Here is a 26,155-nt window from a genome sequence, read left to right on the forward strand (position 1 = left end):
CGCCCACTATTACAGCGCTGGTATACCTGAACCCCGTGGTCGCCGAAGAGCCATGCCTGGTGCCCTAGGAGAGCAATCAGGGAGTAACAGGGCTGATACCACCGCGTAACTCGAAGGCGAGCTCGAACGCGTCGCCGCGATAGATCGCCACCGAGCTATCGACAACGCGGCCGTCAGCATTCAGGCTGGGACCACTCACCTGCAAGCACGGGCCCGAGGGGTCGATGCCGAGGACGCGAGCGGTCTCCCGATCGGGGGCCGCCACCGCAGACACTGAGAGTTCAGCACGAGCAATGCTGATCCCGTACCGACGCTTCAACAATGAGAACCAGGAACCGTCAAGATCATCTTCGCTCAGTCCCGGTACGGTGCTGCCAGCCACCGACGTCTCCTCAACGGCGACGGGGGTTCCCGAGACGGCACGCATTCGTTTGAAGACGTAGACGGGATCGGACTCTGGAATCCGCAGTCGGCGCGACACCACCCGCGACGCTTGGACCCGCCTGAACTCGAGGGTGGTCGTGGCGGTGGTGTGCCCCCGCCTAGCCATGTCTTGAGCAAAGGAAATCACGCCGAGACTGCCCTCGACGGGTGGTTTACGCGTGAAGCTGCCCTGCCGGGGTCGGCGCAAAATCCAATGCTCGCTCACCAGCTCGTCCATCGCCCGCCGCAGTGTCATCCGTGACGTGCCGAGTTCTAAGCAAAGATCACGCTCGCTGGGAAGCTTGGTGTTCTCGGGCAACCGGGCGATTCGCGCCCGGAGCCTCTCTCGGACAACATCCGCTGTCTGTGGTTCCACCCCGGTCAATGGTCTCCCTTGTGGTGCGGATGGGCCACCGCCAAGCTGCTGTCCTCGCTCGAGCTCTCCGACAAAGACCGCTGCGGCGCGATGATCTTCAGCCCTGGACTGGTGTCGCCGTCCGGGCATCGGCTATCACGAACGTTATACAACGTGGCGTCACGCGCCGACACGCCCCCCGGCGCCAGCGGGGCGGATGATCATGGTCGGTTGATTGTCCGCCGCAGCGATCTGCAATAGTCAGACTCGGACGGCCACCGGCTGGCGCGACGCGGGCACACCGCTTCGATGGTGTTGTGACCGAATTCCATCACCCCCGAGATTGGTTGAACATATGAGAATTGGCATTGGCATTGCCGACATCACCCCCGATTGGCCTCTTGCCATCACCGGGTTCGCTGCGCGGGCAGGAGCCACCACCGACGAGGTGGCTCACCCGATCAAGCTCCGGGTGGCGCTCGTCGAATCGGGTGAGTCCTCGGCCGCTGTCGTATCGGCCGAGCTGCTGAACTGGAGCACCGAGGACGACGACCGCTTTCGGACTGCACTCGCCGACACCCTCGACCTGGCTCCCGACACGATCATGTTCACGGCGACGCACAGCCATTCGGGCCCACAGACCAACCACTTCCAAGCCGCCAGCATGGGGGCGGTGGATCCGCGCTATCTCGACTTGCTGGAAGCCAGGCTGCGCCAGGCCGGGGCGGCTGCACTGGTCGACCGGGAGGAGGTGACCCTGAGCCGCGGGTCAGCGGCGCATGCACTCGCGACTCACCGGCGGCCGATCTCGGCCGACTACCCCGAGCCGCTCACCGACGACGAGCTGACGGTGCTGACCTTTCGACGCGGCGCGGACGTCAAGGCGATGCTGGTCCATTACAGCTGTCACCCGGTCGTCTCCGGGGAGAATCGCGTCAGTGGTGACTATCTCGGTTATGCGATGTCGGAGCTGGAGGAGCACACCGGCGGCATGGCCCTTCCGCTGCAAGGCTGCTGTGGTGACATCAACCCCCAAGACGCGGCCGGAGCCGGGCTCGCTCGGGCTGCGGAGCTGGGCCACGACTTCGCCACCGCGGTGTTGGCTATTGTGCAGGGCCCGCAGCAGAGCGTGGCGGAGTCTGCACTGCGAACCGAGTGGGCCGAGGCCGAACTGCCGTTCGAGGAGGTTCCGGCGCTGTCCACGCTGCAGGGCTTGACCGACAGTCCCGGGGTCACCGGCGAGTGGGCCCGGGGGATGCTCGCTCATCCCCACCGCCTGATCCCGGCCGAGACCTTGCGGTTGCAGACGGTCATCCTCGGGGACGGCGTCCAACTGCTCGCCATGAGTGGTGAGGTCACCACACCGTACGGCGTCAAGATCAAGAACGACTCCGGCGGCCGGACTCTTCCGGTGGCCTACAGCAACGGCATGGTTGGCTACATTCCGACGGCGAGGCAGCTCGCCGACGGTGGGTACGAGGCGGACGACTCCACCAAGTACTACCTGCTCAGCAGTCGCTTCTTGCCGGTGATCGAACAGAACGTGTGTCAGGCAATTGACCACCTTCTCCGGCCGTGAGAGCGGGTTGGTCGCGGCGCACTTGAGCGCGGCCACCCACACTGGGGGGAGCGCTCTGATCGATGCCCGGTGGGACTCACCCTATGCAAGCGAGGCAGTGGACGTTGTCGATCAAGCGTCTCGGGTGCGGTCGAGACGCTCGGAACCTCTCTCGAAGCCGGCCGCTTCGTAGGTAGCGATAGCGCTGTGGAGGGCGCTCGGTGTACACACGAGCACACTCGACGAGCCCAACTCCCGGAGCTCCGCGGCCGCCGCCGCACAGATCGCCGCGCCGTAACCGCGCCGGCGATGATCGGCGTGGACACCCAACGGCTCGAGCAGAGCCGGCCTGTCCGGTCCAGCCGACCAGACCGTCACCGTGGCTACCGCGATCCCCTGGGCGTCACGCGCCAGCAGGCACCGGGCGTCAGCGAACGGCGACCCAGCCGCCATCGTGCGCCACTTCTCGTCGGTGAAACCCTCGGATCCCCAGGCGGAGCGGTGAACGGCCGTGCACTCGGACACCTGCTCAGCCGACTCCACCACCTCCACCCGCAGGCGCGGCCGGTCCACCGGCCCGGCCAGCCTCAAACGCAACGGAGCCCACGACTCGCCGGCAGTCCAGACACCCTCGGAGAGGAGGTCCTGGATCCGGGTGCCGTCGGGCACCTCGACTGACACCTTCCCCGCAGGCAGGATGCCACGATCGGGATCGGACAGATCTGACACCACGTCGCGGGCCACTCCGTCTTCGCCCCACACCGCCGGCGCAACGGTCAGCCGCAGCACGTCGGGGCCGTCGAGGAACCCAACCGCGAGGATGTCGCCGTCGCGCCTCCAGGTCCGCACCGCGGCGGCCACCGCCTCCGCGCCGAACCGCCATTGCCAGCCCAGGTCACCTGGATGCAGTTGGACCGGCGCCTCCTCGCGCTGCCAGCTGCGAAGAGCGCGCACAACGTCATCGAGCCCGCCGACGTCCGGGGTGTTCAGCTCGGTGGCCATGTCACGATCACACCACGCCCACTCGACGCAGCCGAAATGTCATGGCCGCCGCGAGTCTCGTCCGCTTGGGCGTCCCCGCACGCGGCATCCGCTTGGCGCGGTGGTCAACCGGTCTCCGTGCCGTGTAGCCGATGATTCTTGCCCGCCGTAATTGTCTGGACACCTCAGTATCGACTCACCGAGGATGACGCATGCGAAAACTGACCTATGGCATGAACCTGACGCTGGATGGCTACATCGCCACGCCCGACAACGACCTCGGCTGGGGCGTGCCCAGCGACGAGTGGTTCCAGTGGTGGTCCGACCGGGTCGCCTCCACCGAACTGATGCTGTACGGGCGCAAGCTGTGGGAGAACATGAGCTCCCACTGGCCGACCGGCGACCAGCTGCCCGGCGCGACACCGGCCCAGATCGAGTTCGCCGGTCGCTGGCGGGACATGCCGAAGGTGGTGTTCTCCTCGACGCCCATCCCGGTCGATTGGAACGCGCGCCTGGTCACCGGGGATGCGGTCACCGAGATCGCCCGGCTCAAGGCGGAGGATGGCGGTCCGATGGACGTGGGCGGCCCGACCCTTGCCGCGGCGGCCATGCGGGCCGGGCTGATCGACGAGTACGTGATCGTCACCCACCCGGTCCTGGTGGGCGGCGGCGCACCGTTCTTTCCGGCCCTGGACAACTGGGTGAACCTGAACCTGGTGGAGTCCCGGACGTTTCCCCACGGCGTACTGCTGACCAGGTACGAGACCAAGCGCTGACGACGCCACCTTCGATCGGCGGGTGGCCCCACCCAAGGACCTCGTAGCGGGACAGGCCTCCTCAGACAGGGTCGGCGTCGAGCTCCCGTCGACCGACACTCCACGCCGACCACAGACGGTGATAGATGCCACGGCGGGCTAGCAACTGGTCGTGGGTGCCCCGTTCGACAATCTCACCGTGGTCCATCACAAGGATGTTGTCGGCCTGGGAGGCCTGGTCGAGACGGTGCGCCACCACCAGCGCCGACCGGCCATGGGTCACCTCGTCGGCCGCATCCTCCAACGCCTCGGCCCCGGCCGAGCCCGCCTCGGCGGTGGCTTCGTCCATGACGACGATGGCCGGGTCGAGGAGCAAGATGCGGGCCAGTGCGAGCTGCTGGGCGGCGACCGGATCCAGCTGGAGACCGCGGGCGCCGACCACGGTGTCGAGACCTGAGGGAAGCCGATCGAACCACGAGTGGGCGTGGACGCGCTCGAGTGCGGCGTAGAGCTCCGCGTCGGTGGCGTCCGGCTTGGCGAGCGTCAGGTCCTGGCGCAACGTCCCGGAGAAGACGTGCACCTCCTGGCTGACCGTGGCGAGCCGGGCGATGCGTTCGGTGTCGGAGAGCTGTGACACCGGGTACCCGTCCACGAGGACCTCGCCCTCGTCGGGTATCCGCAAGCCGGCCAGCAGTGCTGCCACCGTGGTCTTGCCGGCGCCTGACGCCCCGACGATGGCGACGGTCTCGCCCGGATCAATGCTGAGGTTGACGTTGCGGACGGCCCAGTCGCCGCCGTAGCTGAAGCTGACATTCCGCAGTTCGACGCGACCTCGCGGTGCGTCGGCACCGCTGTCGGGCACCGGCACGGGTGGATCGGCGACGACGCCGACGATGCGGGCGAGCGAGGCGTACCCGGACTGGATGACATCGAGCACCCGCATCAGCGTGTTCATCGGCCCCCGCAACCGGATGATCATCAGCACGGCTGCCGTCACCCCACCCACCGTGATGCCATCGGTCGACACCAGGTAGTACCCCATCGACAGGGCCATGGCGAGCATGATCAGCTCGATCCCGAGCGTCCAGGTGTTGAGCACGAGCATGGTCGTGCGGGCCGTGATCCCCTTGCGGACCACGCTCCACGAGGCGGTCTCGATCTCGGTGTGCATCCGGTGCTCCATCGAGAACGCGCGTACCGTCGCACGACCCCGGATGGCCTCGAGCACCCGGCGGGCCCGTTCAGCCATCGCGGCGCGCTCGGCTGCGTAACGCTTCGGTGCCCGAGCGAGATACATGCGTGCGGCGACGTAGTACACCGGCGCGACCACGATCGGAATGATCAGGAAACGCCAATCCAGCGTTGACAGCGCGACGACGGTGGCGACGATCGAGAACAGCGAGGTGGACAGGGTGGGCAGGGTCTCGGTCACGGCGGCCGAGAGCTCCGCGACGTCATCGGTGGACCGGCTGACCAGATCACCGGTGCCGGCGTCCTCCACCTGGTGGGTGGGAAGTCCCAGGGCGGTCCCGATCATGTCCTGGCGCAAGGTCGCGATCACGCGCTCGGACAGCCTCGCCACCAGATAGAAGCCGGCAGCACTCAGGACCGCGCCGAGGACGGATACGACGATCAGCTCGGCGCCGATCCGCCACATCGATCGCGCGGTTGCGTCGCCGAGAACCAGGTCGACGATCGTCCCCATCAGCTGGGGCACCAGCACGGTGGCGTACGAGCCCACGCCCAGCAGCACCACCGCCAGCACGAACCAGCGCCGCGCATGCGGCACCCGACCCAGCTGACGCGCCACCTCGCGCCGGACCTGCCGCAGGTTGGCGATCGGGAAGCGCATCCCCTGATCTGGCTTGGCGGATGCGGAACCGTTCATGATCGTCTCGCTCATCGGGTGGCCTCCCCCGACAGCTCGCCGGTGAGGGTGAGCAGGTCCGCCAGGCTCAGGTGGTTGGCCGCCACGGCGTGCCACGCGGGGGCCTGGCTGAAGACGAGAGTGATCTTGTTGGCCCGGTGACGCGACACCCGATCGGCGATGTCCTGCTCGGTCACCGAGTCCACTGCCGTGGTCGGATCCTGGAGGACGAGGACCTCGGGGTCGAAGGCGACGGCGCGGGCCAGGGCAACTCGCTGCCGCTGACCGCCGGAGAGCATGCGTCCGCTTTCGCCCACGCGTTTGTCGGCGCCCTCGGGGATGTCGTCACAGCAGGCGACCCGGAGAGCCTCCTCGGCGATGGCGCGGTCGGGATACACGTTGTCGGCAACACTTCCATCGAACAGGTCGGCGGCGTGCGGGGCGACGATCACCCGACTCCGGGGCAGCGACTCGAGTCGAGAGATCAACTCGTGGTCAACACCGTGGACGACGCTGAGTCCGGTCGGCAGCGCGTCGATGAAGCGGCTGGACCGAGCCACGTCCACCTCGTCGGTACGCTCGAACCCGGCGCCCAGAACCTCGCGGACCCGCTGTCCAGAGGCCTCCGCCGAGGCCCATCGCGAGGCGAGGTTCCTGCCCAGCATCGTCATCGGGGTGATCAAGAACTGGGTCAGGCCAACGACGGTGATCAGCTGACCGATCGTCGCGGTCCCGTTGAGGGCGAGCACACCCGCGGCGATGCCGAGGCCGGAGACGAAGATCGCACCGGCGGCGTCGGTGGCACCGTTGAGACGGGCTTCGGCCGCGTTGGCCTGGACCGTCTTGGCGTATGCGATCCCCGACACAGCGTCGTAGCGACCACGGACAGTGGTGATCGCGCCCAGTCCCTTGAGGATCCGCAGTCCCTGGACCACGTCCACCGCGGTGGCGGCAGTCTGGGCAATGGCCTGCTGGCGGGCGACCGAACGCCGCTGCAGCGGGCGGCCCACGCGCAGCGCCACGATCACCAGCAGCGGCCCGCCGACGAGAGTCGCCAGGCTGAGCCAGGGGTTGATGGTGTACATCACGATGGCGCCGTAGGTGATCGACGCCGCCTCCGCCACCGGCATCACCGTCATCATCACGATCTCGCCCACCCGGTGGGTGTCTGAGGACGCGATCGACAGCAGACCCCCGGCGGTGCGCTCCCGACCCGCGAACCCCCGCGGGTCCTGGATCCGGTCCGTCACCATGGTGCGCAGGTCGTGGCTGACCAGCTGCTGGCTGCGGACCAGCATGAAGCGCGCGACCCAGTTCACGCCGGCGGCGACCAGATACAGCCCGGTCAGCACGAGGAGCCAGAATCCCAGCCGACTCAACGACGACGTGGCGATGGCTTCATCCACGGCCCGGCCCACCACCAACGGCGTCAGGCCGTTGCAGACGAAGGACGCCGCCATGGCAATGGAGGCGACGAAGCTCCACGGACGCTGCGAGAGTGCCACCTGAAGCGTCCAGGCCTTGGCATCCAGCGCCGGCATCTTGGACTTTCGTCCGCCCGGGCCGGGCAGCGCCGCGTAATCAGCGACGCTCTCCGCCGCCGAGGCGTGCGCGACACCTGTCATGATTCGCCGCCCATCCCTTGGTTGAGCTCGATCGAGCTGATCATCGGTTGGGCTCCTTCTTCGATGTCGGAGGGGTGCTCTCGTGCAGCCGGTCTGCCAGTCGACGTAACGACGGCGTAGCAGCGGCCAGGGCAACGCGGTCACTCTCGTCGAGCGCGGCCCAGGCGGAGGTGACGACCTCGCCACGGCCGCGATGGAAAGCGTCCTGCACGTCGCGGGCTTGCTCGGTGATGCTCAGGATCACCGAGCGTCGGTCGGCGTCTGAGCGTGCACGCGTCACGTAACCGGCAGCTTCGAGGTCGCGCAGCAGGTTGCTGACGGTCGGCCTGGCCAGCCCAAGCCGTTCGGCGATCTCAGCCGGGGTGATCGACGGAGACGATCGGAGGATGCGGAGCACGGCGATCTGAGCCTCCGGCAAGGCCGGCAGGCCCTGGGTCGCCCGAGTCGCCGCGACCGTCGCCCTCGACACCGCTCGGACGGCATCGGCAAGCGCCATGGCTTGTTCCACGGGTATGGCCATGCGGGCAGTATTGTGATTTTGAGACAAAACTACAAGCGCAGTGATCGAGGCTGAGATGGCCGGGCAGCGTCGCCTTCTGCGCGGCCGGCACAGGGTCGTCTTCACTACCCTCTCGCGCGGACACAAATGACCGCGCCGCATGCATCGAGCGACGGCGCGCACGGCTGGCCCAGGACGTGGGGTTCAGTTTCTGCATCGCCGGCGAGCGGGACCAACCTCTCAGGTTCACAGGCTGGTGGACGATGCCTGTCAGATCGCTGAGGATGGTGGCGTGCCAACCTGCGATGTGTTCTTGCGCCCGTGCGTCGCTGGTGACCTTCCCGACCTGGAAGCGTGGGCACCAACCGGTAACAGCCGCACCCACTCATTGAGGTTCTCGCGCCAGGAAGCCGGTACCAGCACCTACTACTTGGCGTCCTGTCAGCAGGCGCCCGGGCACTTCGTCGGATCCTGCGAGGTCCGATGGGACGGTTGCGCTGCAACGGAGGTACCCCGGTGTCCAGAGATCAACGGTCTGCAGGTGTGGCCCGAGCATCTTCAATCCCGAGGGATCGGTACGCAAATGCTGGCCCTCATCGAGCACGAGGTGCAAGCGCGCGGCCATCGCAGCGTGGGCCTTGGCGTCGATGACCCGCGCGCGAAAGCGCTCTACCTTCGGCTGGGCTATGCGTACTCGGGCGTGGACTACATCGACCGTTACACGTGGGTCGACGGGGACCATCGAGAACATCACGTAGCTGAACGGGCCCAATGGATGATGAAAACGCTCGCCAGCCCAGAACGGTAGGCGGCCGTGCAGATGGGAAGAACGTGAGCCGGCATCGGGCCGTCCCCATGGCTGAGGATTGGCGGCGGGCAATGACCGGCACGAGTCGGGAATCTCTTCGCCACGATTCGGGGAGCCAAGCTGGATGCTAGGACAGTCGCGTCGCTCGCCTCAGCGGCGGCGGATCACATCGCGTTCGAAGCCGTCCAGCATCCAGTCCAGCCCTGCGCGGAAGGTCGTCAGCAGCGCGGGAGTGAGGTCGCCGCAAGGCCCAGTGGTGAGCGCGAATCCGATCGTGTAGGCGTCCAGCGCGACGACTAGCGGACGCACCGTCTCCTCCGAGAGGCCCATCCAGCGAACGCCTCGACCGACTGGCGCCCGTGACGCAGGGCATTCACTCCCCTGGATTCACCCGAAGCGGTGATCTCTCCCCCTTGCCCGCGCCCCTCCGGGTGGCGATTCGAGGGGCCGCTCGCGTCTTCGGCCGCTCCGTGACCGAATCGATCACCCCGATTCACGGCTTCATCGATGCGCCGCCTGATCAACCGCTTCTTGCGATCGATCGCGGTCGGGAGGTCCCTCTCACCTTCGGCACACTCGACCCGGGTGGGGCGGCTCGCCTCGACCAATCGACTCGCGCAGTGCTGCGGAGGACCCGAGCTGCGGCGTCTCAGTAGCGCGCCATTCCTCCGCGGCGCAGTGAGCAAGCGGCCAGCAGTCGACCGCCTAGCCCGAGGTCACCCCAGCGCTGCTCGGGCGGACGGCCCGAGCGAACCGAAGGGTGACTGCGACAGCGGGGATCCGTTCAGACCCCGGCTGAATCGCAGCCTCGATCGAGCGCTGACCCGCCGGCGATGTGCTGCGAACCACGACGCCCGTGGGCAACGAGGTCGACGCCAACGCCAGGCGGGGCAGCAGGGCGACTCCCATGCCCGCCGAGACAAGCTGAAGCACTGCAAGAACATTGTCAGTTGCCAGACTCACGATCGGTTCGAACCCGGCACTGCGGCATACGGCGAGGAGGTGCCCCCGGCAGACCGGGCACCCCGCGATCCAGCGCTCGCCGGCAAGGTCCGACAGGGGGACGGCATCCTGGGACGCGAGCGGGTGGTCCGCCGGGAGCACGGCGAGCACTTCCTCGGTGAAGAGCGGGAACGACAGCAGGGGCGTGGCCGACGTGTCGGGCCTGTCGCCATCCGCGTAACGGAAGGTGATCGCGACGTCTGCCCTGCCCGATCGGAGCATGCCGAGGGCTTCCGGTGGCTCTGCCTCCTCGTAGGTCGCGGTCATGCCGGGATAGTGCTCTCGGAGCCGCTGGAGAATCTCGGGCACCAGCATCGACGACGCTGTCGGGAACGCGACGATCCGCACTCGTCCGGTCGACAGACCGCGAAGCTCGGCGAGGTCGTGCTTGGCCGCATCGACCGCGGAGGTCAGGACCCCCGCGTGCGTCGCGAGCGCTTCCCCTGCCTCCGTCAGCCGCACCCCACGGCCGACTCGCTGGACGACGGGCATACCGACCTGCGCTTCGAGCTTGCGGAGGTGCTTGCTGACGGAGGGCTGGCTCCAGCCGAGCAGGTGCGCTGCCGCCGTGATGGACCCTCGTTCGGCGATCGCACGCACGATTCGAAATGACTCCAGGTCGAGATCCGGTTCCATTCCCTCATATTCCTGTAAGGCATGGGTTCCATGCAACATATGCTCTGGTGGCATAAGCAGCATTGGGCTGTACTGGAGGCATGAAACGAACGCACCTCGAGGCAGCCCGCTCAAGCTTCTCCACCACCGGCGGATACCTCGCGGCGGCCACGATGGGACTCCCTCCGCGGCAGACGGTGGCGGCGCTCCTCGCCGACCTCGAGCACTGGGAAACGGGCACGGCCGATCCGGTGGCCTACGACCACCTCATGAATCGCACGCGGGGGCACTACGCGAAGTTGGTCGGCGTTCCCGCCTCCCGTGTGGCCACCGGCTCTCAGGTTTCGGTCCTCGCATCGCTCTTCGCCCTCGCGGCGCCCGCGGGCTCCGAGATCCTGGTTGCCGATGGCGACTTCTCCTCCATCATCTTCCCCTTCATGCAGACCGATCTCACGGTCCGATCCGTCCCGCTCATCGCGCTCGCGGATTCGATCACCGACTCCACCTGGCTCGTCGCCTTCTCGATGGTCCAGTCGGCCAGCGGCACCGTCGCGGATGCGCGGTCCATCGTCGAGGCAGCTGCGCGGCATCGCACCTTCACCCTGTGCGACACGACGCAGGCGGCAGGATGCCTTCCCGTCGATGCGTCGCTCTTCGATGCCACGATCTGTCACGCCTACAAATGGCTCTGTGCTCCACGCGGGGTGGCTTTTCTGACCCTCACACCCGAGATTGAGTCGCTGCTGCTGCCCATCCAGGCCGGTTGGTACGCAGGTTCCACGATCTGGGACAACTGCTACGGACCGTCAATGCAACTGTCGCAGGATGCGCGGCGCTTTGATGTCTCGCCGCCGTGGCATGCGTGGGTGGGCGCGGAACACTCCCTGGAGCTCTTCGCCGGGCTGGATGTCAAGGAAGTGTGGGCCCATAACGTCGGGCTCGGCAACCGCCTGTGCGACGAGCTCGGGATCGCTCGTCAGAACCAGGCCATCATCTGCTGGCCCGACACCAGCGGTGGCGACCTGAGTGCGCTCGAGGCGGCGGGCATCCGGGCGTCCTCCCGCGCCGGCAATCTGAGGGCGGCGTTCCATGTCTGGAACACGGAGGCCGACGTGACGCGCGTCGCCGCTGCCCTGAGGGCCTGATGGTGCACTGCAGGCGCGATCACAGTTCCCTTGACCGGGATGAAACCGCGGTGACCGCATGAGCGCACCCAGCGAGCATGCCCCCGACCCGAGTCCTTCGGCGCAGCGCATCTTCATCGCCGGCGCCACCGGGGTGATCGGTCGGCGGATGGTTCAGCTGCTGCGAGCAGAGGGACAAGACGTCGCCCGGATGTCACGGTCGCTCGCGGGGGTCGAGTGGCTCCGGAACCAGGGGGTGACCGCGTTCCAGGTCGATGCGTTCAACGGTGCCGCGGTCATGGCTGCGATCGTCGCGTTCGCACCCGATGCTCTCGTTCATCAACTGACCGACCTCCCTGACCGACGGGATCTTCTGCCGTCGAAACGCGATGACAACGCTCGCCTCCGGAGGGAGGGCACGCGCAATCTCGTCGCCGCCGCCCACGAGGCACAGGTCTCCCGCCTCGTTGCGCAGAGTGTCGCTTGGCAGCTGCCGACGGGGCCTGGAGCCGACGCGGTCGCATACCTGGAGGCCCTCGTTCTGGGTGCCGGCGGCACCGTGCTGCGGTACGGCCAGTTCTATGGCCCAGGAACCTTCTATGAGAACGAACGACCCGAGCACCCGCGTATTCAGATCGACGCGGCGGCGTCCGCCACCGTGGCTGCCATTTCCGGGGGGCCGGGTGTTCGGACGATCGTCGACTCCGACGAATCGTCGAGCCACGGCCACTGAGCGCACCCGGGGACATCGATGACGATGCAGGCAATTCGGATTGGGGCGCCCGCGGGCGATAGACACTCACCTCGGGATGACCGAGAGGGCGATCTCGTGAATCCCTAGTCCGAGGGCTTAACGGGACTTGAACCACTGACCTCTGCCTTGCAGAGCGTTCCGGTGCCGCAGCCGGCACGTGTAGCTGAGCAGGTCGCAGCCGAGAAATTCTGCGCTCGTTCGCACCAACTGCACTCGTGCGCTACTTCGTGAGTCGCTCTCGCCCCCTCCGCGTCGGCCTCCCACCCTCCGAACGGCCGTCAGTTCTCGGGTTCGAGGCGAAGTACTAGCCTGCCCTCTCCTCGCCGTGCTGCGGACCTTCTGGTGGTAGCTCACCAACTAGGTGCGGCACTTGGGCCCTACCCGACGATCATCTACTGAGCCCCCCGCGGACGGCGCGGCCAGCAGCGAAGCGAGGACACGCGCCGGCTGGCCGAGCGCAGCGAGGCCCTTGATCTAGAAGAGCCAGATTCCGCAGGACTGCATCGGTTGGCTCGGTCCTCAGCCGAGGTAGCGGACGCGGCCCCCGTTGTTCGGGTCAGATCGCGCCGGGTACGCCGCTCCGCAGGGACCCACTGCTGGGCGGCGGTCGGCCTGCCCTGTTCGTCAGTGCCGCTGACCAAGAACCAGAGCAGTCCAGCGGTAGGAGTGACGACGCCACCAGGACGTAACCCTGCAACGGAGCGTCCGCCGGCGTGCTCTGGCTGGACCCAGACATGCCGGGTACTGCGTGGGACTGCATAGTGCCGGTCCTTCCGCGACTGCCCCACCCCTTCTACTAGAACGCCGGATTCGACCGCGGCGAACTACCGCATATCGAGGGTCGAGCGCGAAATCAGACTGGTCGTGCTGCCCCGCGAGACGACCCTCTCGCGGGACCGCCTAGTTCGTCACCGGCTCCTGGGTAGCTGGATGGTGACGTGCAAGCCGCCGCCGGCTCGGGCGGCGAGCGTCATTGTTCCGCAGTGCGCCGACGTGATCCGTTCGGCGATGGTGAGTCCGAGACCGGCTCCGGCGGCGTCGTGCACGCGGCCGCTGCCGCGCCAGAAGGGTTCGGTGAGCGTCGCCAGCGACTCGGTGAGCGGCGGGCCGGTGTTCTCGACGACGAGCACGGGGCCGGTTGGCTGCTCCGCCGTCGTCAGCCACACCTGACCCGACCGGAGCAGGTTGTGTACGACGGCGTTCTGGAGGAGGTTGGTGGTCAGCTGCAGCAGCAGCGTCGTCGAGCCGACGGTGCGCGCCACTGTCCCGCTGGTGTGGATCTCCACGCCGAGCTTCTCCGCGAGCGGCACCAACATCTCGGTCGCCTCGTCGGCGAGCAGGGACAAGTCGACCACGTCGTCGCCGACCGGTCGCTGGTCGGCGGTGCTGAGAGCCAGCAGGGCCTCGGTCAGGTGGATCGCCCGGGCATTCACCACCCGCAGCCGCTCCAGCAGCTTGGCCGGGTCGCGGTCGGGGTCGGCGCGGGCGACGTCGAGCATCGTCTGGATGACGGCGAGCGGCGTACGGAGCTCGTGAGAGGCGTTCGCGGCGAACCGCTGCTGCTCTGCGACCTGCCGCTCGAGCCGGGCGAGCATGGCGTCGACGGCGTCGGCCAGCTCGCGGAACTCGTCTCGGTGCCCGTTCAATGCGACCCGGTGGGTCAGGGACCCGCTGGTTGCGAGGCGGGCCGCGGCGGTAATGCGGGTCAGCGGAGCCAGTATCCGACCGGCGAGGATCCAGCCGCCGACCAGGCCGAACACGAGCAGAAATGCCAAGACCAGCACCGCGGCGGGGAGGAAGACGCGCGGCCCGAAGTTGCGCGGGTCGAGTGCGCGGAGGAAGTCGGCCAGGTCGGGTAGGAACAGATTCACCCGCCCACGCAGCAGGAACCACCACACCGCAGTCAGCAGCAGGAGGCCGGCGAGCACGAGGAAGCCGGCGTAGCTGAGGGTGAGCCGAAGCCGGACGCTCATCCCGGCGGGCCTGGTCACGACCCGCCGCCTCCGGGCTCCGGGTCGATCCGATACCCGACGCCGAGTACCGTTGCGATGAGCCACGGCTCACCCAGGCGCTTGCGCAGCGCGGAGACGGTGATCCGGACCGCGTTGGTGAACGGGTCGGCGTTACGGTCCCAGGCCCGCTCCAGCAGGTCTTCAGCGCTGACCACACCACCGTCGGCGTCAACCAAGACCTCCAGCACCGCGAACTGCTTGCGGGTCAGTGGCACGTAGTGGCCGTTGCGGAACACCTCGCGGCGGAAGGGATCGAGTCTCAGACCGGCCAGCTCGCGCACCGGTGGCCGGCTGGTGGCGCGGCGCCGGTCCAGCGCCCGCAGCCGCAACACGAGTTCGGTCAGCTCAAACGGCTTGGTCAGGTAGTCGTCGGCGCCGAGCTCGAACCCAGATACCTTGTCGTCCAGCCGCCTAGCGGCGGTGAGCATCAAGATCGGCGTGCCGCTAGCCGACTCGATGATCCGGCGGGCGATCTCGTCACCGGAGGGCCCGGGGACGTCGCGGTCCAAGACGGCGGCGTCGTAGCTGTTGAGATCCAGCAGCTCCAGCGCGGTGTGTCCGTCACCGGCGAGGTCGGCGGCGATGGCCGCGAGCCGCAGGCCGTCGCGGATCGCCTCCGCGAGATAGGGCTCGTCCTCGACAACCAGTACGCGCATGACCAGACGCTACCGGTGGTTTGCTATCGCCGGCGTATCGAAAATCGCATATGCCACGGCAACGAGCGGCTACGTTGACTGGCGGCTATGTCCCGTACGACGTCACCCGCCCGGCGGATCGTTCTCGTGTCCGCGGTGCTGGTCGCGATAGCGATCGCGGCGGTCGCCCTCGCCTACCCGACGTTGCAGGCGTTGTCCCAGCCCGTGCCGTCATCGCCGCCGCTCACGAGGTCGGAGCCTCGGTCAACCACCCCGACACCTCGACCCGGTCCAACCAGCTCGAAAGAGCGGACCCCGAAGCAGACATCCGATCGGCCGCCACACCCCCGGGCGAAGCGTCGGACCGTGATCCGACGGAGTTCGACGGCGAACTCGCGGTGACCAGAATCGACCCCGAGCTGCTGAACGCGCGGCGGCGGGCCTCGACGGACGCCGCCCACGACTTCATCCGGTTCCGGGTGAACAGCGGCTGGCGATCCACGGCCGAACAGGAGCGACTCTTCCGCGCCGCGGTGAGGACCTACGGGTCGGCCGCCGAGGCGGCTCGGTGGGTCGCCCGACCGGGCACCTCCCCCCACGAGACCGGCGATGCCGTGGACATCGGCCCGACGGCAGCCGCGTCCTGGCTCGCTCGGCACGGCGACCGGTACGGGCTCTGTCAGATCTTCCGGAACGAACCGTGGCACTACGAGCTCCGGCCGACTGCCGTCGAGCAGGGCTGCCCGACCCCGTACGCCGATCCCACCCACGACCCACGGCTGGGGCGATGAGCGCGGCACCCAGCCCGTTGTCCCGGGCGCTGCTGATCCTCTATCTGCTGTCGCTGCTGTGGTTGACCCTGTTCAAGCTTTCGTACGACATCCCGGGAGTGCTGCTGAATCACCAGAGCCGCAGCCTCAATCTCGTCCCGTTCCACGGCCTCCAGCGGATCGGGTGGAGCGAGGCGGTCTCCAACCTCGTGACTTTCGTCCCGCTCGGCCTGCTGCTGGGTATGACGTTCCGGACAGTGGTCTGGTGGCGGCTGCTCCTCGTCGCCCTCGCGCTCAGCGCAACGCTCGAAACCCTGCAGTACGCCCTCCGGATCGGCGCGTCGGATGTAACCGACGTTGTGATGAACAGCCTGGGTACCTTCGTCGGACTGCTGACCTACCGGCTCATCGCACGCGGTCGGCGCGCTCCCGCCACCGACTGGTTCATCAGGGTCGCCGGACTCGCCGTCCTCACTGTCTTCCTCCTGCTGCGGCTCTTCGGGTTCCGCGTCCGCTACTGACGGCCGCGACCAAATCAGGGTGTCCGACATCCGTCCGCCACTCTTGCGTATCAGAGTGGCGCCCGCGCGCTCGACCACTCGCACACAATCGTCTGCGATCCGGTTTTCGATTGACGACCGTCCTGCGACACGGGAGCAGAGTCAGCGCTTGCTGAGGGCCGGGGCAGTCGCGGTGTCCCGTAAGCCTGGTTCGGTGATCAGTGGCAGTGAGGGGGGCCAAGCGGCACAGAGCGCAAGGCTCCTCGTCGTCCGGTCGGAGCCGCGCTGCAGGCGTCGGCGTGGATCGCAACGGCTGGGTTCTGCAGGTGTGTGACGGGCGCGTCAGCATCCGTGTCACGTCGGGAAGTTGCCGTCGTGGACGACCGGGTCTCAGCAGTACCGCTCGGCTGTGGCGCGAATGGCCGTCCAGGGAAGCTTGCGGGGGCCTGCTCGACGTGGTTCGACCAGAGGCCACACTTCTTCGCCGTAGCCCAGGTCCCCACCGACTGAGCGGAGGCCGGCTCGATGCACTGCTGGAAACACGGGTCACACGACCGTCGAACCTGGTCGATCTGCGCGAGGAACGGTTGCGGTGAGTCCCGTACGCCCCCGAGCGTTGGTTGCTCCCCGAGACCCGCAGGAGGTGCGATACTCCGCGCCCTGGTCAGTGAGGGTTTGGATTGGGTGGGCCTAAGTGGACTTGAACCACTGACCTCTGCCTTATCAGGGCAGCGCTCTAACCGTCTGAGCTATAGGCCCGCATCTTCGCGGAAGTGAGCGTCAATGAGCCACGCGCACGAAGGAAGAGACTAGCCCATCGGGGACACCTGCCTCAACTTGGATCACCTGTCGCGCGGGCCCGATACTGACGCGGACTTCTGCCGGTGTGCAGCCGGAACCGGCTGGAGAAGTAGAGCGGGTCGTCGAACCCCACCTCGCGGGCCACCGCGGCCACCGAACGGCTGGTCAGGTCGAGCAGTTGGCGGGCGGCGGCGATCCGCTGCGCCTCGACATAGCGCTGCGGGCTGACGCCGAGCTGGCTGGTGAACAGGTGACTGAACCGCGACACCGACAGGCCGGCCACGGCAGCGAGCTCGGGCAGGTCCAGTCGCGCGCGCAGGTCGCGGTCGATGTGCTCGACCACCCGCAGCACCCGCTCGTCGAGGCCGCGTGAGCGCGGGTTGGCCGTGTCGCACCACAGCAGCGCCGCCTCGAGCGCGTTGTAGGCGAAGCGCTCATGCGGATCCAGCTGGCCGCGGCCGAACCGCGCCGCCGCGGCGAGACTGTCGAGGATTCGCTGGGCGACCTCGGGACCGGCGTGCAGGCGCGCGACCCCCGGCGCGAGCTCGGGCCAATCCAGCAGCGGCAGCCACTCCGGCCGCGGATAGAAGTGCGCGTAGGCGATGCTCCAGCGCGAGGCGGTCTGCTCTACGCCGTAGTCATGCAGCACGCCGGGACGCAGCAGCGTGGTGTCACCAGGCACGGCGACGAAGTCGCGATCCGCGGTGCCGAAATGCCCCCGACCAGCCACGGTGTGGATCAGCAACCAGTCGGGCGTCCCGCGCGACCGGTACGTCTCATAGCCCTGGCCCTCGTCGAGGGTCCCGGCTTGCACCCGGTGCACCTCGGGGATGAACGACTCAGTTCGCGGCACAGCACGATCTTCCATGAAGTCAGTGGTTCTCGGGCTGTTGGCAAGCCGGAATCTCGATCAGACTCAGAGCATGTCCCATATTGCCGTACATCCCGACACCGATCGGCAGACCCAGTACGCCCGCGACGGCGTCATCCACGTGCCGGGGCTGTTGACCGCCGACGAGATCGCCGAGATCCGCGACACGTTCATGACGCAGGTGGAGACCGACCGCAGCTTCGGGTTCGATGACCTCGTTCCCGACGACGACCCACTGGCCCGCTACCCCCGGTTCGTGCAGCCGCACCGGCGACTCGACTCGGCCGTCGGCAGGCTCGCCCGGCGCTGGCTGCTCGGCCCCCGGGTGTTCGACGTGGTCACCGAGCTGGTGGGCACCCCGCTCGCCGCGCAGTCGATGTTCTATTTCAAGCCACCGTCCGCCCGCGGTCAGGCGATGCACCAGGACAACCTCTTCCTGCAGTCCCACCCCGAGACCTGCATCGCCGCCTGGATCGCGGTCGACGACTGCGACGCCGAGAACGGCGGGCTCAAGGTCGTCCCGGGTTCCCACCGCTACGCGGTGGTCTGTCCGGACGAGGCCGACATGACCAAGTCATTCGCCAACGTCGAGGTCTCGATCCCCGACGGCCTGGAGGTGGTGCAGAGCCAGCTCAAGGCCGGCGACGCACTGTTCTTCCACGGCAGCCTGGTGCACGGCTCGGAGCCGAACAGCAGCACCGACCGGTTCCGCCGGTCGCTGATCTTCCATTACGTCCCCGAGGCCAGCGTCGAGGTGGCTCGGTTCTATCAGCCGCTGCTCGACCGCGACGGTGTCGAGGTGACGATCGACGAGTCCCCCGACGGCGGACCGTGCGGCGAGGGCTGGGAGATCAGCGAAGGTCACTGACCCCCGGGACCCAGCGAGCGAGGGCTCAAAGAACGAGCGCCTGAGAACGAAAGAAGGTCCGCCACCCAGCCGGGTGGCGGACCTTCGAACGTATGGCGAGGACTCAGTCCTCGGCGAGGGTGATCTCCAGCCCGCCGAGCATGGTGGCGGCCAGGTTGTAGAGGAACGACCCGAGGGTGGCGAGCGCGGTGAAGATCACCACGTCGACACAGGCGAGGAGCGCGGTCACGCCCATCACCTTCTGGGTGTTGATGTATTCCTCGATCCGGAACGGCGTGGTGTCACCCGGGGTCGAGACGACGCTCTTGACAATCTCGTTGACCGAGTCGAACAGGCCCGAGGAGCCGATCACCGTCCAGACGACGTAGACCGCGACGACCAGCATGATGCCGGCGGCGATGGAGAACAGGAACGACGTCTTCATCACCGACCACGGGTCCAGACGGGAGAGGCGGAGCCGCGCCTTACGGGTGCGACGGGGCTGACCGACCTTGGCCTTGGTCTCGGCCCCTCGCAGCGTCTCGACCTCGCTCTTGGTGGCACCGGCCGCGGCACCGGCCGTGGCACCCCCCACTGCCGGGATGACAGCGGTCGACGGTCCCGACTCGTCCGAGCGTGTCGGCTCGGCGGTGCGCTGCTGCGGAGCGGCGGCGCCGGAGCGAGCGGCGGGCTGCTGGACCCGGGCCGCCGGGGCACCGGCCGAGACCTTCGCCGGCTCGGCGGCTTTGGCCGTCTCGCCGGGACGGTCAGCCTCGGTCTGGTCTTTCGGGCCCAACCCGAGCCGGTCACGCCAGGACGGCTTGGCCGCACCAGCCTCCTTCGGCTGGTCCCAGGACGGGGCGGCAGCGGACTTCTTCGCCTCGGTTCCGGTGCCATTCTGCGCAGCGGGCCGGGCCTGGTCGGCCCGGTCCCCGCCAGGGCGGGTGGGCGACGGCTGCGGGGCGGCGGTCCGAGCGGGTGGAGCCGCCGGGGAACCGCCCGCCGACGGCTTCGACACCTTCGGCGGGGCGCCACCCGGTGTCGGCCGAGGAGTGGGGCGCGGACCGGGCGACGGCTTCGGCGCCACCGAAGACGAGCCACCGGCTGAGCCGGACGGCGCGGCCGGGGCCGAACCGGAGGCGGGGCGGGGAGTGGTCCCCGCCTGACCCTTGGGCCGGAACGCGCCGGCAGCCGGGTTGCGGGTCGCCGCCGACTCGGTCCGGCTGGCCGTCAGGTCAGGGCCGGCGGGGGTTGCCGAAGGAGCCTGGCCGTTGCGCGGAGGCTTGCTCTGGGGGTCATCCGAGCCCCGGTTGCCTTCACTCACTGTCATCCTCCTCGGCCTGCGTCTGGTCGGACACAGTGTCGTCTGGTTCGGTGCTGTCCGTCGCGGACGCCGGCTCTTCAGGACCCGTCTCCTCAACCAGGCTGTCGGGCCCGGCCTCGTTCTCGACTCCCTCGAGCTGGCTGTCGACCTGGCCCGGGGTGACGTCGAAGGCGCCGTCGGCGTCTTCGTCCTCGACCTCCGCCGGTGCCGCCGCGGTCGCGTCGTCATCGGTGGCCGGCGTGCCCAGATCGGCTACTACCTCTGCAGTTGTCTCGGGGTTGAGCGCGATGACGACCACGGAGTCGTTGTCGCGTACGCCGACGAACTTCACCCCCATGGTGTCACGTCCCTTGACCGGCACCTCGTTCACCGCGCTGCGGGTGATCTGCCCGCTGTGCCGGATGGCGATGACCTCGTCGTTCTCGGACACGATCAGACCACCGACCAGGGACCCGCGGTCCTCATTCAGCTTCATTGCCTTGATACCCAGACCGCCACGTCCCTGCTGCCGGTAGTCCGACACCAGCGTGCGCTTGGCGAAGCCGCCGTCGGTCACGGTGAAGACGAACCGGTCGTCTTCCTCCATCGACGCGGAGATGATCGACAGCGACAACAGCTCGTCGTCGGCCCGGAACTTCATCCCGGTCACACCGGAGGTGGCTCGGCCCATCGGCCGCAGCTGGTTGTCGTCGGCCGGGAACCGGATCGCCTGACCCTTGCGCGAGATGAGCAACACGTCGTCCGCCGTGGTGCACAGCTCGGCACCGATCAGCTCGTCGTTGTCGTCGCGGAAGTTGATGGCGATGATCCCCGCCTGGCGCGGCGAGTCATACATCGGCAGCGCCGTCTTCTTCACCAGCCCGCGCTTGGTGGCCAACAGCAGGTAGGAGTCCGGGTCGTAGTCCCGGATCGCCAGCACCTGCGCGATGTGCTCATCCGGCAGGAACGACAACAGCCCGGCGACGTGGCCGCCCTTGGCGTCGCGGCCGGCCTCGGGCAGCTGCCACACCTTGGCGCGATAGACCCTGCCCTTGTTGGTGAAGAACAAGATCCAGTGGTGGTTCGTGGTGGCGAAGAGATGCTCCACCTCGTCGGCGGTACGCAGCGTGGCGCCGCGGACACCCTTGCCGCCGCGACGCTGCACCCGGTATTGATCGGTGTTGGTGCGCTTGGCGTAGCCACCGCGGGTGATCGTGACGACCACCTCGGAGTCGGGGATCAGGTCCTCGTTCGACAGGTCACCGTCGGCGGAGATGATCTCGGTCCGCCGGTCGTCGCCGTACTTGTCGACGATCTCGGTCAGCTCGGCGGCGATGATGCGCCGCTGCCGGTCGGGGTTGGCCAGGATGTCCTTGAGGTCGGCGATGATCCGCTCGAACTCGGCCAGCTGGTCGATGATCTTCTGCCGCTCCAGAGCGGCCAGCCGCCGCAGCTGCATGTCGAGGATGGCGCCGGCCTGGACATCGTCGATCTCCAGCAGCTCCTTCAGGCCCTCGCGGGCCTCGTCGGTGCTCGCGCTGCGCCGGATCAGGGCGATGACCTCGTCCAGGGCGTCGAGCGCCTTGACCAGACCGCGATAGATGTGGGCCTTCGACTCGGCGTCATCGAGCCGATACTGCGTACGCCGCTGGATGACCTCGATCTGGTGGGTGATCCAGTAGGAGATGAACTGGTCCAGCCGCAGCGTCCGCGGCACCTCGTCGACCAGGGCGAGCATGTTGCAGCCGAAGGTGTCCTGCAGCTGGGTGTGCTTGTAGAGGTTGTTCAGCACCACCCGGGGCTGCGCGTCGCGCTTGAGCACGATCACCAGCCGCTGCCCGGTGCGGGCGGAGGTGTCGTCGCGGATGTCGGCGATGCCGGTCAGTCGGCCACCGTTGACGAGCTCGGCGATCTTCAGCGCCAGGTTGTCCGGGTTGACCATGTGCGGCAGCTCGTTGACCACCAGCAGCGTACGGCCGGTCTTGTCCTCCTCGATGTTGACCACCGCGCGCATGGTGACCGAGCCGCGACCGGTGCGGTAGGCGTCCTCGATCCCCTTGCGGCCGACGATCAGCGCGCCGTTGGGGAAGTCCGGGCCCTTGACCCGCTCCATCGCCGCCTCGAGCAGCTCCTCGGGGGAGGCTTCCGGGTTCTCCAGCGACCACTGCACGGCAGCGGCGACCTCGCGGAGGTTGTGGGTCGGGATGTTGGTGGCCATGCCGACCGCGATACCGGTGGAGCCGTTGACCAGCAGGTTCGGGAACCGGGCCGGCAGGACGACCGGCTCGCGCTCCTTGCCGTCGTAGTTGGCCTTGAAGTCCACCGTGTTCTCGGTGATGTCGCGGACCATCTCCATGGCCAGCGGCGCCATCTTGCACTCGGTGTAGCGCATGGCGGCGGCTGGGTCGTTGCCCGGTGAGCCGAAGTTGCCCTGGCCACTGACCAACGGGGCGCGCATCACCCACGGCTGTGCCAGCCGGACGAGGGTGTCATAGATCGCGGAGTCGCCGTGCGGGTGATATTGACCCATCACCTCGCCGACGATGCGGGCGCACTTGTTCCAGCCGCGGTCGGGGCGGTAGCCGCCGTCGTACATCGCGTAGAGGATGCGCCGGTGCACCGGCTTCAGGCCGTCGCGGACGTCTGGCAGGGCCCGTCCGACAATGACGCTCATGGCGTAGTCGAGATAGGACTTCTGGATCTCGTCCTGCAGGTCCACCGGCTCCCGGCGGTCCGCGGGAGGGGTAGGGATGTCAGTCATGCAGCTGCTCCGTCAGTGTGGGGCTCGGGGGTTCGGGCAGAACGCGCCCGGGCGATCAGCCCGAGCGCGTCGGGGTCAGATGTCGAGGAACCTGACGTCCTTGGCGTTGCGCTGGATGAAGGTCCGGCGCTGCTCGACGTCCTCGCCCATCAGGATCGAGAACATCTCGTCAGCCCGGGCGGCGTCGTCCAGCGTGACCTGCAGCAGGATCCGGTGCTCCGGGTCCATGGTGGTGTCCCAGAGCTGGTCGGGGTTCATCTCACCCAGACCCTTGTAGCGCTGGATCGCGTTCTCGCGCGGCAGCCGCTTGCCCGCCTCCGCGCCCAGCCGCAGCAGCGCATCCCGCTCAGCATCGGTGTACGCGAGCTCGTGCGGAGCGTTGGACCAGCCGATCCGGAACAACGGCGGCTGAGCGAGATAGACGTGCCCGGCCTCGATCAGCTGCTTCATGAACCGGAACATCAAGGTCAGCAGCAGGGTACGGATGTGGGCGCCGTCAACATCGGCGTCGGCCATCATGACGATCTTGTGATAGCGCAGCTTCTCGATGTCGAAGTCGTCGTGCACCCCGGTGCCGAGGGCGGAGATGATCGCCTGGACCTCGTTGTTCTGCAGGATCTTGTCGATCCGGGCCTTCTCGACGTTGAGGATCTTGCCGCGGATCGGCAGGATCGCCTGGATCCGCGGGTCGCGACCACCCTTCGCCGAGCCACCGGCCGAGTCGCCCTCGACGATGAAGACCTCGCACTCCTCGGGGTTGGTCGACTGGCAGTCGCTCAGCTTGCCGGGCAGCCCGCCGCCGCCGAGCAGGCCCTTGCGGTTGCGGGCCAGGTCGCGCGCCTTGCGGGCAGCGATCCGGGCCGCCGCGGCAGCCTGCGACTTGCGGACGATGTCCTTGCCCTCGGACGGGTTCTTCTCGAACCAGTCGCCGAGCTCGGCATTGGCGATCCGCTGCACGAACGACCGGGCCTCGGTGTTGCCCAGCTTGGTCTTGGTCTGGCCCTCGAACTGTGGCTCGGCCAGCTTGATCGAGACGATCGCGGTCAGACCCTCGCGGATGTCGTCACCGGAGACGCGGTCGTCCGCTTTCTTGATCATGCCCCAGGTCTCGCCCCACTTGTTCACCGTGTTGGTGAGCGCGGAGCGGAAGCCCTCCTCGTGGGTGCCGCCCTCATGGGTGTTGATGGCGTTGGCGAAGGTGTGCACCGACTCGGTGAACGAGGTGTTCCACTGCATCGCCAGCTCGAGGCTCATGCCCGACTCCGGCGCCTCGGCGTCCACGGCGATGACCGAGGTGTGCACCGGCTCCTTCGCCTTCATCAGGTATTTGACGAAGTCGATCAGGCCGTCGTCGTAGCGGAAGGTGTCGGTGATGACCTTGCCGTGCTCGTCCACCCGGCCGCTGCGCCGGTCGGTGATGCTGATGGACAGGCCCTTGTTCAGGAACGCCATCTCGCGGAACCGGGTCGCCAGCGTGTCGTAGGAGTAGACGGTCGTCTCGAAGATCTCGGGGCTGGCGTAGAACGTCACCGTGGTGCCGGTCTCGTCGGTCTCCTCGTGCTGGGCCAGCGGGGCGGTCGGCACGCCGAGCACGAAGTCCTGGCTCCAGCGGTGCCCGTCACGCTTGATGTCCACGTTGAGCCGGGTCGACAGCGCGTTGACCACGGAGACGCCGACGCCGTGCAGGCCACCGGAGACCTTGTAACCACCGGCGCCGAACTTGCCGCCCGCGTGCAGCACCGTCAGCGCGACCGTGGCCGCGGAGATGCCCTCGGTGGGGTGGATCTTGACCGGGATGCCGCGCCCGTTGTCGCTGACCCGGATGCCGCCGTCGTCGAGGAGCGAGACCTGGATGTCGTCGCAGTAGCCGGCCATCGCCTCGTCCACCGCGTTGTCGACCACCTCGGACACCAGGTGGTGCAGCCCGCGCTCACCGGTGGAGCCGATATACATGCCGGGACGTTTGCGGACCGCCTCAAGACCCTCGAGGACCGTGATGGACTCGGAGTCGTACGCGTTGGTGGTGTGACCGGAGGAGGCGGACGTCCCGTGCACCGACGCTGGGTGCTCTTCCTCGACTGGCAGCTCCGTGGTGGTCTCCTTGGCGAGGAAACCCTTCAAGGACTCGTCATCGGGTTGGACACTGGTCGTGGGGGTCTCGTCCGTCACCGGATCTGGGCTCCTGTCGTACGTGCGCCGCACCGACTCCGATGGCTGGGAGGTCAGGCGGCACGGTGGGTGCACACCAGCCGGACCACAGAGCCCGACCGCTCGTTTAACATAGTTATTCTAGCCGGTTAGACAGTGATTCCGGCATTCCTGGGGCCCACAACGTGAGCAGAAATGGGATTCAGAGCCACCAGAAGCAGTCTCTGGACTTCTGTGGGGGTGGCCCGATAGTCCCGGTACGGCCCTGGGGTCTCTGCGGGCCTCGTGGCGCCACACAGACCAGGCCGCCCACTGGTTGCATCGAGCCTGCCGAACACTGCCGATCCCCACCACCTCCGAGCCGGTCCGGCTCTAGACTGAGCGCCGTGTCGGACCCCCAGCCTCCCCAGCGCTCGACACCGTCGTCCGTGCACCCGACGCCCTCGCCCGTCCCGACGGCGCCGGTGCTGTGGATCGACTCCGACGACGTCGACGCGAACTGGTCACTGCCGAGCGAGGTCTCCACACCGCGTCGCCGCCTCTCCCCCGGCCTGGTCGTGATTGCAGTGGTCGCCGCCGTGGCTCTGCTGGTCGGCCTGGTCTACGCCCTCGGTGGCTTCGAGCGGCGGACCGACCTGCTCCGCCCCCGTGAGCCCGGTGCGGTGGTGGCGACCGGCCCGTACGAGTTCACCTTCACCCACGTCACCGCCCAGCAGAAGAAGCAGTTCGATGACGAGATCCGCTGGGAGGTGCGGGTCCACGGCACCGGCCGGACCACCGGCGACGAGAGCATCGCTCCCACGGTCGGCGAGCGCGGCATGTTCGCCAGCCGCGACCCCGCCTCCGGCCAGACCCAGGTCGCCACCGCCCAGGCCATCGGCCCACCCAATGAGCTGTTCCGCAGCTCGGCGAAGTTCCAGCCGGGTCTGCCGGCCACGACCTACTCGGTGAAGTTCGAATACCCCGAGGACTACCAGCCAGGCGAGACGCTGCGATTCGTCGTCTTCGACCAGAAGTTCGGTGACCGTTCGCTGCTGAAGACCGGCGAGGAGGAGTGGGGCAACTCGAACTACGCCTACGACCTCCAGCTGCCCGTCAAGGTGCTGCCGGCTGACGTCGACTGACCGCAACTAGATCGGAG

22 protein-coding genes and 1 tRNA gene are annotated in these 26,155 nt (G+C 67.8%); 9 read left to right on the forward strand and 14 right to left on the reverse strand.

The features are described 5' to 3' along the window. Nucleotides 1-76: 76 nt before the first annotated feature. On the reverse strand, nucleotides 77-928 hold the full coding sequence (locus tag AC1XX3_RS18365) for a GntR family transcriptional regulator (RefSeq protein ID WP_483322629.1): 852 nt from the start codon (nucleotides 926-928) through the stop codon (nucleotides 77-79). A gap of 205 nt (nucleotides 929-1,133) precedes the next feature. Here AC1XX3_RS18365 and AC1XX3_RS18370 point away from each other — a divergent pair, with 205 nt between their 5' ends. After that, complete coding sequence (locus AC1XX3_RS18370) at nucleotides 1,134-2,357, forward strand: hypothetical protein (protein ID WP_483322630.1); 1,224 nt, start codon at nucleotides 1,134-1,136, stop codon at nucleotides 2,355-2,357. A 111-nt stretch (nucleotides 2,358-2,468) separates the two neighbouring features. On the opposite strand, the gene AC1XX3_RS18375 is transcribed toward AC1XX3_RS18370, so the two are convergent. Then, nucleotides 2,469-3,338 (reverse strand): GNAT family N-acetyltransferase, encoded by an 870-nt coding sequence (locus tag AC1XX3_RS18375; RefSeq protein WP_483322631.1) that lies wholly within the window; start codon nucleotides 3,336-3,338, stop codon nucleotides 2,469-2,471. 191 nt (nucleotides 3,339-3,529) lie between these two features. Between AC1XX3_RS18375 and AC1XX3_RS18380 the strand changes: the two genes are divergently transcribed. After that, nucleotides 3,530-4,093, forward strand: coding sequence for a dihydrofolate reductase family protein (locus AC1XX3_RS18380; protein ID WP_483322632.1), 564 nt, complete (start codon nucleotides 3,530-3,532; stop codon nucleotides 4,091-4,093). 61 nt (nucleotides 4,094-4,154) lie between these two features. Here the strand turns inward: AC1XX3_RS18380 and AC1XX3_RS18385 are convergent, their stop codons facing one another. From AC1XX3_RS18385 to AC1XX3_RS18395, 3 genes are read right to left on the reverse strand one after another with little or no spacing between them, the layout of a single operon-like run. Beyond that, nucleotides 4,155-5,975, reverse strand: a complete 1,821-nt coding sequence (locus AC1XX3_RS18385) for an ABC transporter ATP-binding protein (protein ID WP_483322633.1) — start codon at nucleotides 5,973-5,975, stop codon at nucleotides 4,155-4,157. Continuing rightward, nucleotides 5,972-7,564, reverse strand: a complete 1,593-nt coding sequence (locus AC1XX3_RS18390; protein WP_483322634.1) for an ABC transporter transmembrane domain-containing protein — start codon at nucleotides 7,562-7,564, stop codon at nucleotides 5,972-5,974. The genes AC1XX3_RS18385 and AC1XX3_RS18390 overlap by 4 nt, the downstream gene beginning before the upstream one ends. 40 nt (nucleotides 7,565-7,604) lie before the next feature. Further along, a complete protein-coding gene (locus AC1XX3_RS18395) occupies nucleotides 7,605-8,084 on the reverse strand; it encodes a MarR family winged helix-turn-helix transcriptional regulator (RefSeq protein WP_483322635.1) in 480 nt (159 codons plus the stop codon). Between the two features lie 139 nt (nucleotides 8,085-8,223). Here AC1XX3_RS18395 and AC1XX3_RS18400 point away from each other — a divergent pair, with 139 nt between their 5' ends. Next, nucleotides 8,224-8,871: a GNAT family N-acetyltransferase gene (locus AC1XX3_RS18400; RefSeq protein ID WP_483322636.1), complete on the forward strand. Its 648-nt coding sequence runs from the start codon at nucleotides 8,224-8,226 to the stop codon at nucleotides 8,869-8,871. Nucleotides 8,872-9,021: 150 nt separating this feature from the next. On the opposite strand, the gene AC1XX3_RS18405 is transcribed toward AC1XX3_RS18400, so the two are convergent. Then, on the reverse strand, nucleotides 9,022-9,201 hold the full coding sequence (locus tag AC1XX3_RS18405; protein ID WP_483322637.1) for a hypothetical protein: 180 nt from the start codon (nucleotides 9,199-9,201) through the stop codon (nucleotides 9,022-9,024). Nucleotides 9,202-9,576: 375 nt separating this feature from the next. After that, nucleotides 9,577-10,572: a LysR family transcriptional regulator gene (locus AC1XX3_RS18410; protein ID WP_483322638.1), complete on the reverse strand. Its 996-nt coding sequence runs from the start codon at nucleotides 10,570-10,572 to the stop codon at nucleotides 9,577-9,579. A 17-nt stretch (nucleotides 10,573-10,589) separates the two neighbouring features. Here AC1XX3_RS18410 and AC1XX3_RS18415 point away from each other — a divergent pair, with 17 nt between their 5' ends. Together AC1XX3_RS18415 and AC1XX3_RS18420 are read left to right on the forward strand one after the other, a co-directional pair. Continuing rightward, nucleotides 10,590-11,633, forward strand: a complete 1,044-nt coding sequence (locus AC1XX3_RS18415) for an aminotransferase class V-fold PLP-dependent enzyme (RefSeq protein WP_483322639.1) — start codon at nucleotides 10,590-10,592, stop codon at nucleotides 11,631-11,633. Nucleotides 11,634-11,691: 58 nt separating this feature from the next. Further along, nucleotides 11,692-12,345, forward strand: a complete 654-nt coding sequence (locus tag AC1XX3_RS18420) for an SDR family oxidoreductase (protein ID WP_483322640.1) — start codon at nucleotides 11,692-11,694, stop codon at nucleotides 12,343-12,345. 929 nt (nucleotides 12,346-13,274) lie between these two features. Here the strand turns inward: AC1XX3_RS18420 and AC1XX3_RS18425 are convergent. Then, on the reverse strand, nucleotides 13,275-14,357 hold the full coding sequence (locus tag AC1XX3_RS18425) for a sensor histidine kinase (RefSeq protein ID WP_483322641.1): 1,083 nt from the start codon (nucleotides 14,355-14,357) through the stop codon (nucleotides 13,275-13,277). Next, nucleotides 14,354-15,034 carry a response regulator transcription factor gene (locus AC1XX3_RS18430; RefSeq protein ID WP_483322642.1) on the reverse strand — a complete coding sequence of 227 codons (681 nt, stop codon included), beginning with the start codon at nucleotides 15,032-15,034 and terminating at the stop codon, nucleotides 14,354-14,356. Before AC1XX3_RS18430 ends, AC1XX3_RS18425 begins: the two co-directional genes overlap by 4 nt. 377 nt (nucleotides 15,035-15,411) lie before the next feature. Here AC1XX3_RS18430 and AC1XX3_RS18435 point away from each other — a divergent pair, with 377 nt between their 5' ends. Both AC1XX3_RS18435 and AC1XX3_RS18440 read left to right on the forward strand, forming a co-directional pair. Further along, complete coding sequence (locus AC1XX3_RS18435) at nucleotides 15,412-15,804, forward strand: M15 family metallopeptidase (RefSeq protein WP_483322643.1); 393 nt, start codon at nucleotides 15,412-15,414, stop codon at nucleotides 15,802-15,804. After that, nucleotides 15,801-16,304, forward strand: a complete 504-nt coding sequence (locus AC1XX3_RS18440; protein ID WP_483322644.1) for a VanZ family protein — start codon at nucleotides 15,801-15,803, stop codon at nucleotides 16,302-16,304. The genes AC1XX3_RS18435 and AC1XX3_RS18440 overlap by 4 nt, the downstream gene beginning before the upstream one ends. Before the next feature lie 664 nt (nucleotides 16,305-16,968). On the opposite strand, the gene AC1XX3_RS18445 is transcribed toward AC1XX3_RS18440, so the two are convergent. Continuing rightward, nucleotides 16,969-17,042: transfer RNA gene (locus AC1XX3_RS18445), tRNA-Ile, on the reverse strand. A 73-nt stretch (nucleotides 17,043-17,115) separates the two neighbouring features. After that, the gene (locus tag AC1XX3_RS18450) at nucleotides 17,116-17,952 is read right to left on the reverse strand and encodes a helix-turn-helix domain-containing protein (protein ID WP_483322645.1); all 837 of its coding nucleotides are present in this window, start codon (nucleotides 17,950-17,952) and stop codon (nucleotides 17,116-17,118) included. Nucleotides 17,953-18,007: 55 nt separating this feature from the next. Here AC1XX3_RS18450 and AC1XX3_RS18455 point away from each other — a divergent pair, with 55 nt between their 5' ends. Next, nucleotides 18,008-18,823: a phytanoyl-CoA dioxygenase family protein gene (locus tag AC1XX3_RS18455; protein WP_483322646.1), complete on the forward strand. Its 816-nt coding sequence runs from the start codon at nucleotides 18,008-18,010 to the stop codon at nucleotides 18,821-18,823. A 103-nt stretch (nucleotides 18,824-18,926) separates the two neighbouring features. Here the strand turns inward: AC1XX3_RS18455 and AC1XX3_RS18460 are convergent, their stop codons facing one another. The 3 genes from AC1XX3_RS18460 to gyrB form a co-directional block, all read right to left on the reverse strand. Further along, nucleotides 18,927-20,126, reverse strand: coding sequence for a DUF3566 domain-containing protein (locus AC1XX3_RS18460; RefSeq protein WP_483322647.1), 1,200 nt, complete (start codon nucleotides 20,124-20,126; stop codon nucleotides 18,927-18,929). Beyond that, complete coding sequence (gene gyrA, locus AC1XX3_RS18465) at nucleotides 20,119-22,866, reverse strand: DNA gyrase subunit A (RefSeq protein WP_483322648.1); 2,748 nt, start codon at nucleotides 22,864-22,866, stop codon at nucleotides 20,119-20,121. Before gyrA ends, AC1XX3_RS18460 begins: the two co-directional genes overlap by 8 nt. Nucleotides 22,867-22,941: 75 nt before the next feature. Beyond that, nucleotides 22,942-24,921 (reverse strand): DNA topoisomerase (ATP-hydrolyzing) subunit B, encoded by a 1,980-nt coding sequence (gene gyrB / locus AC1XX3_RS18470; protein WP_483322710.1) that lies wholly within the window; start codon nucleotides 24,919-24,921, stop codon nucleotides 22,942-22,944. Between the two features lie 479 nt (nucleotides 24,922-25,400). Between gyrB and AC1XX3_RS18475 the strand changes: the two genes are divergently transcribed. Next, a complete protein-coding gene (locus AC1XX3_RS18475) occupies nucleotides 25,401-26,138 on the forward strand; it encodes a hypothetical protein (RefSeq protein WP_483322649.1) in 738 nt (245 codons plus the stop codon). Nucleotides 26,139-26,155: the final 17 nt, after the last annotated feature.

Source organism: Microlunatus sp. M237 (genome assembly GCF_056896895.1).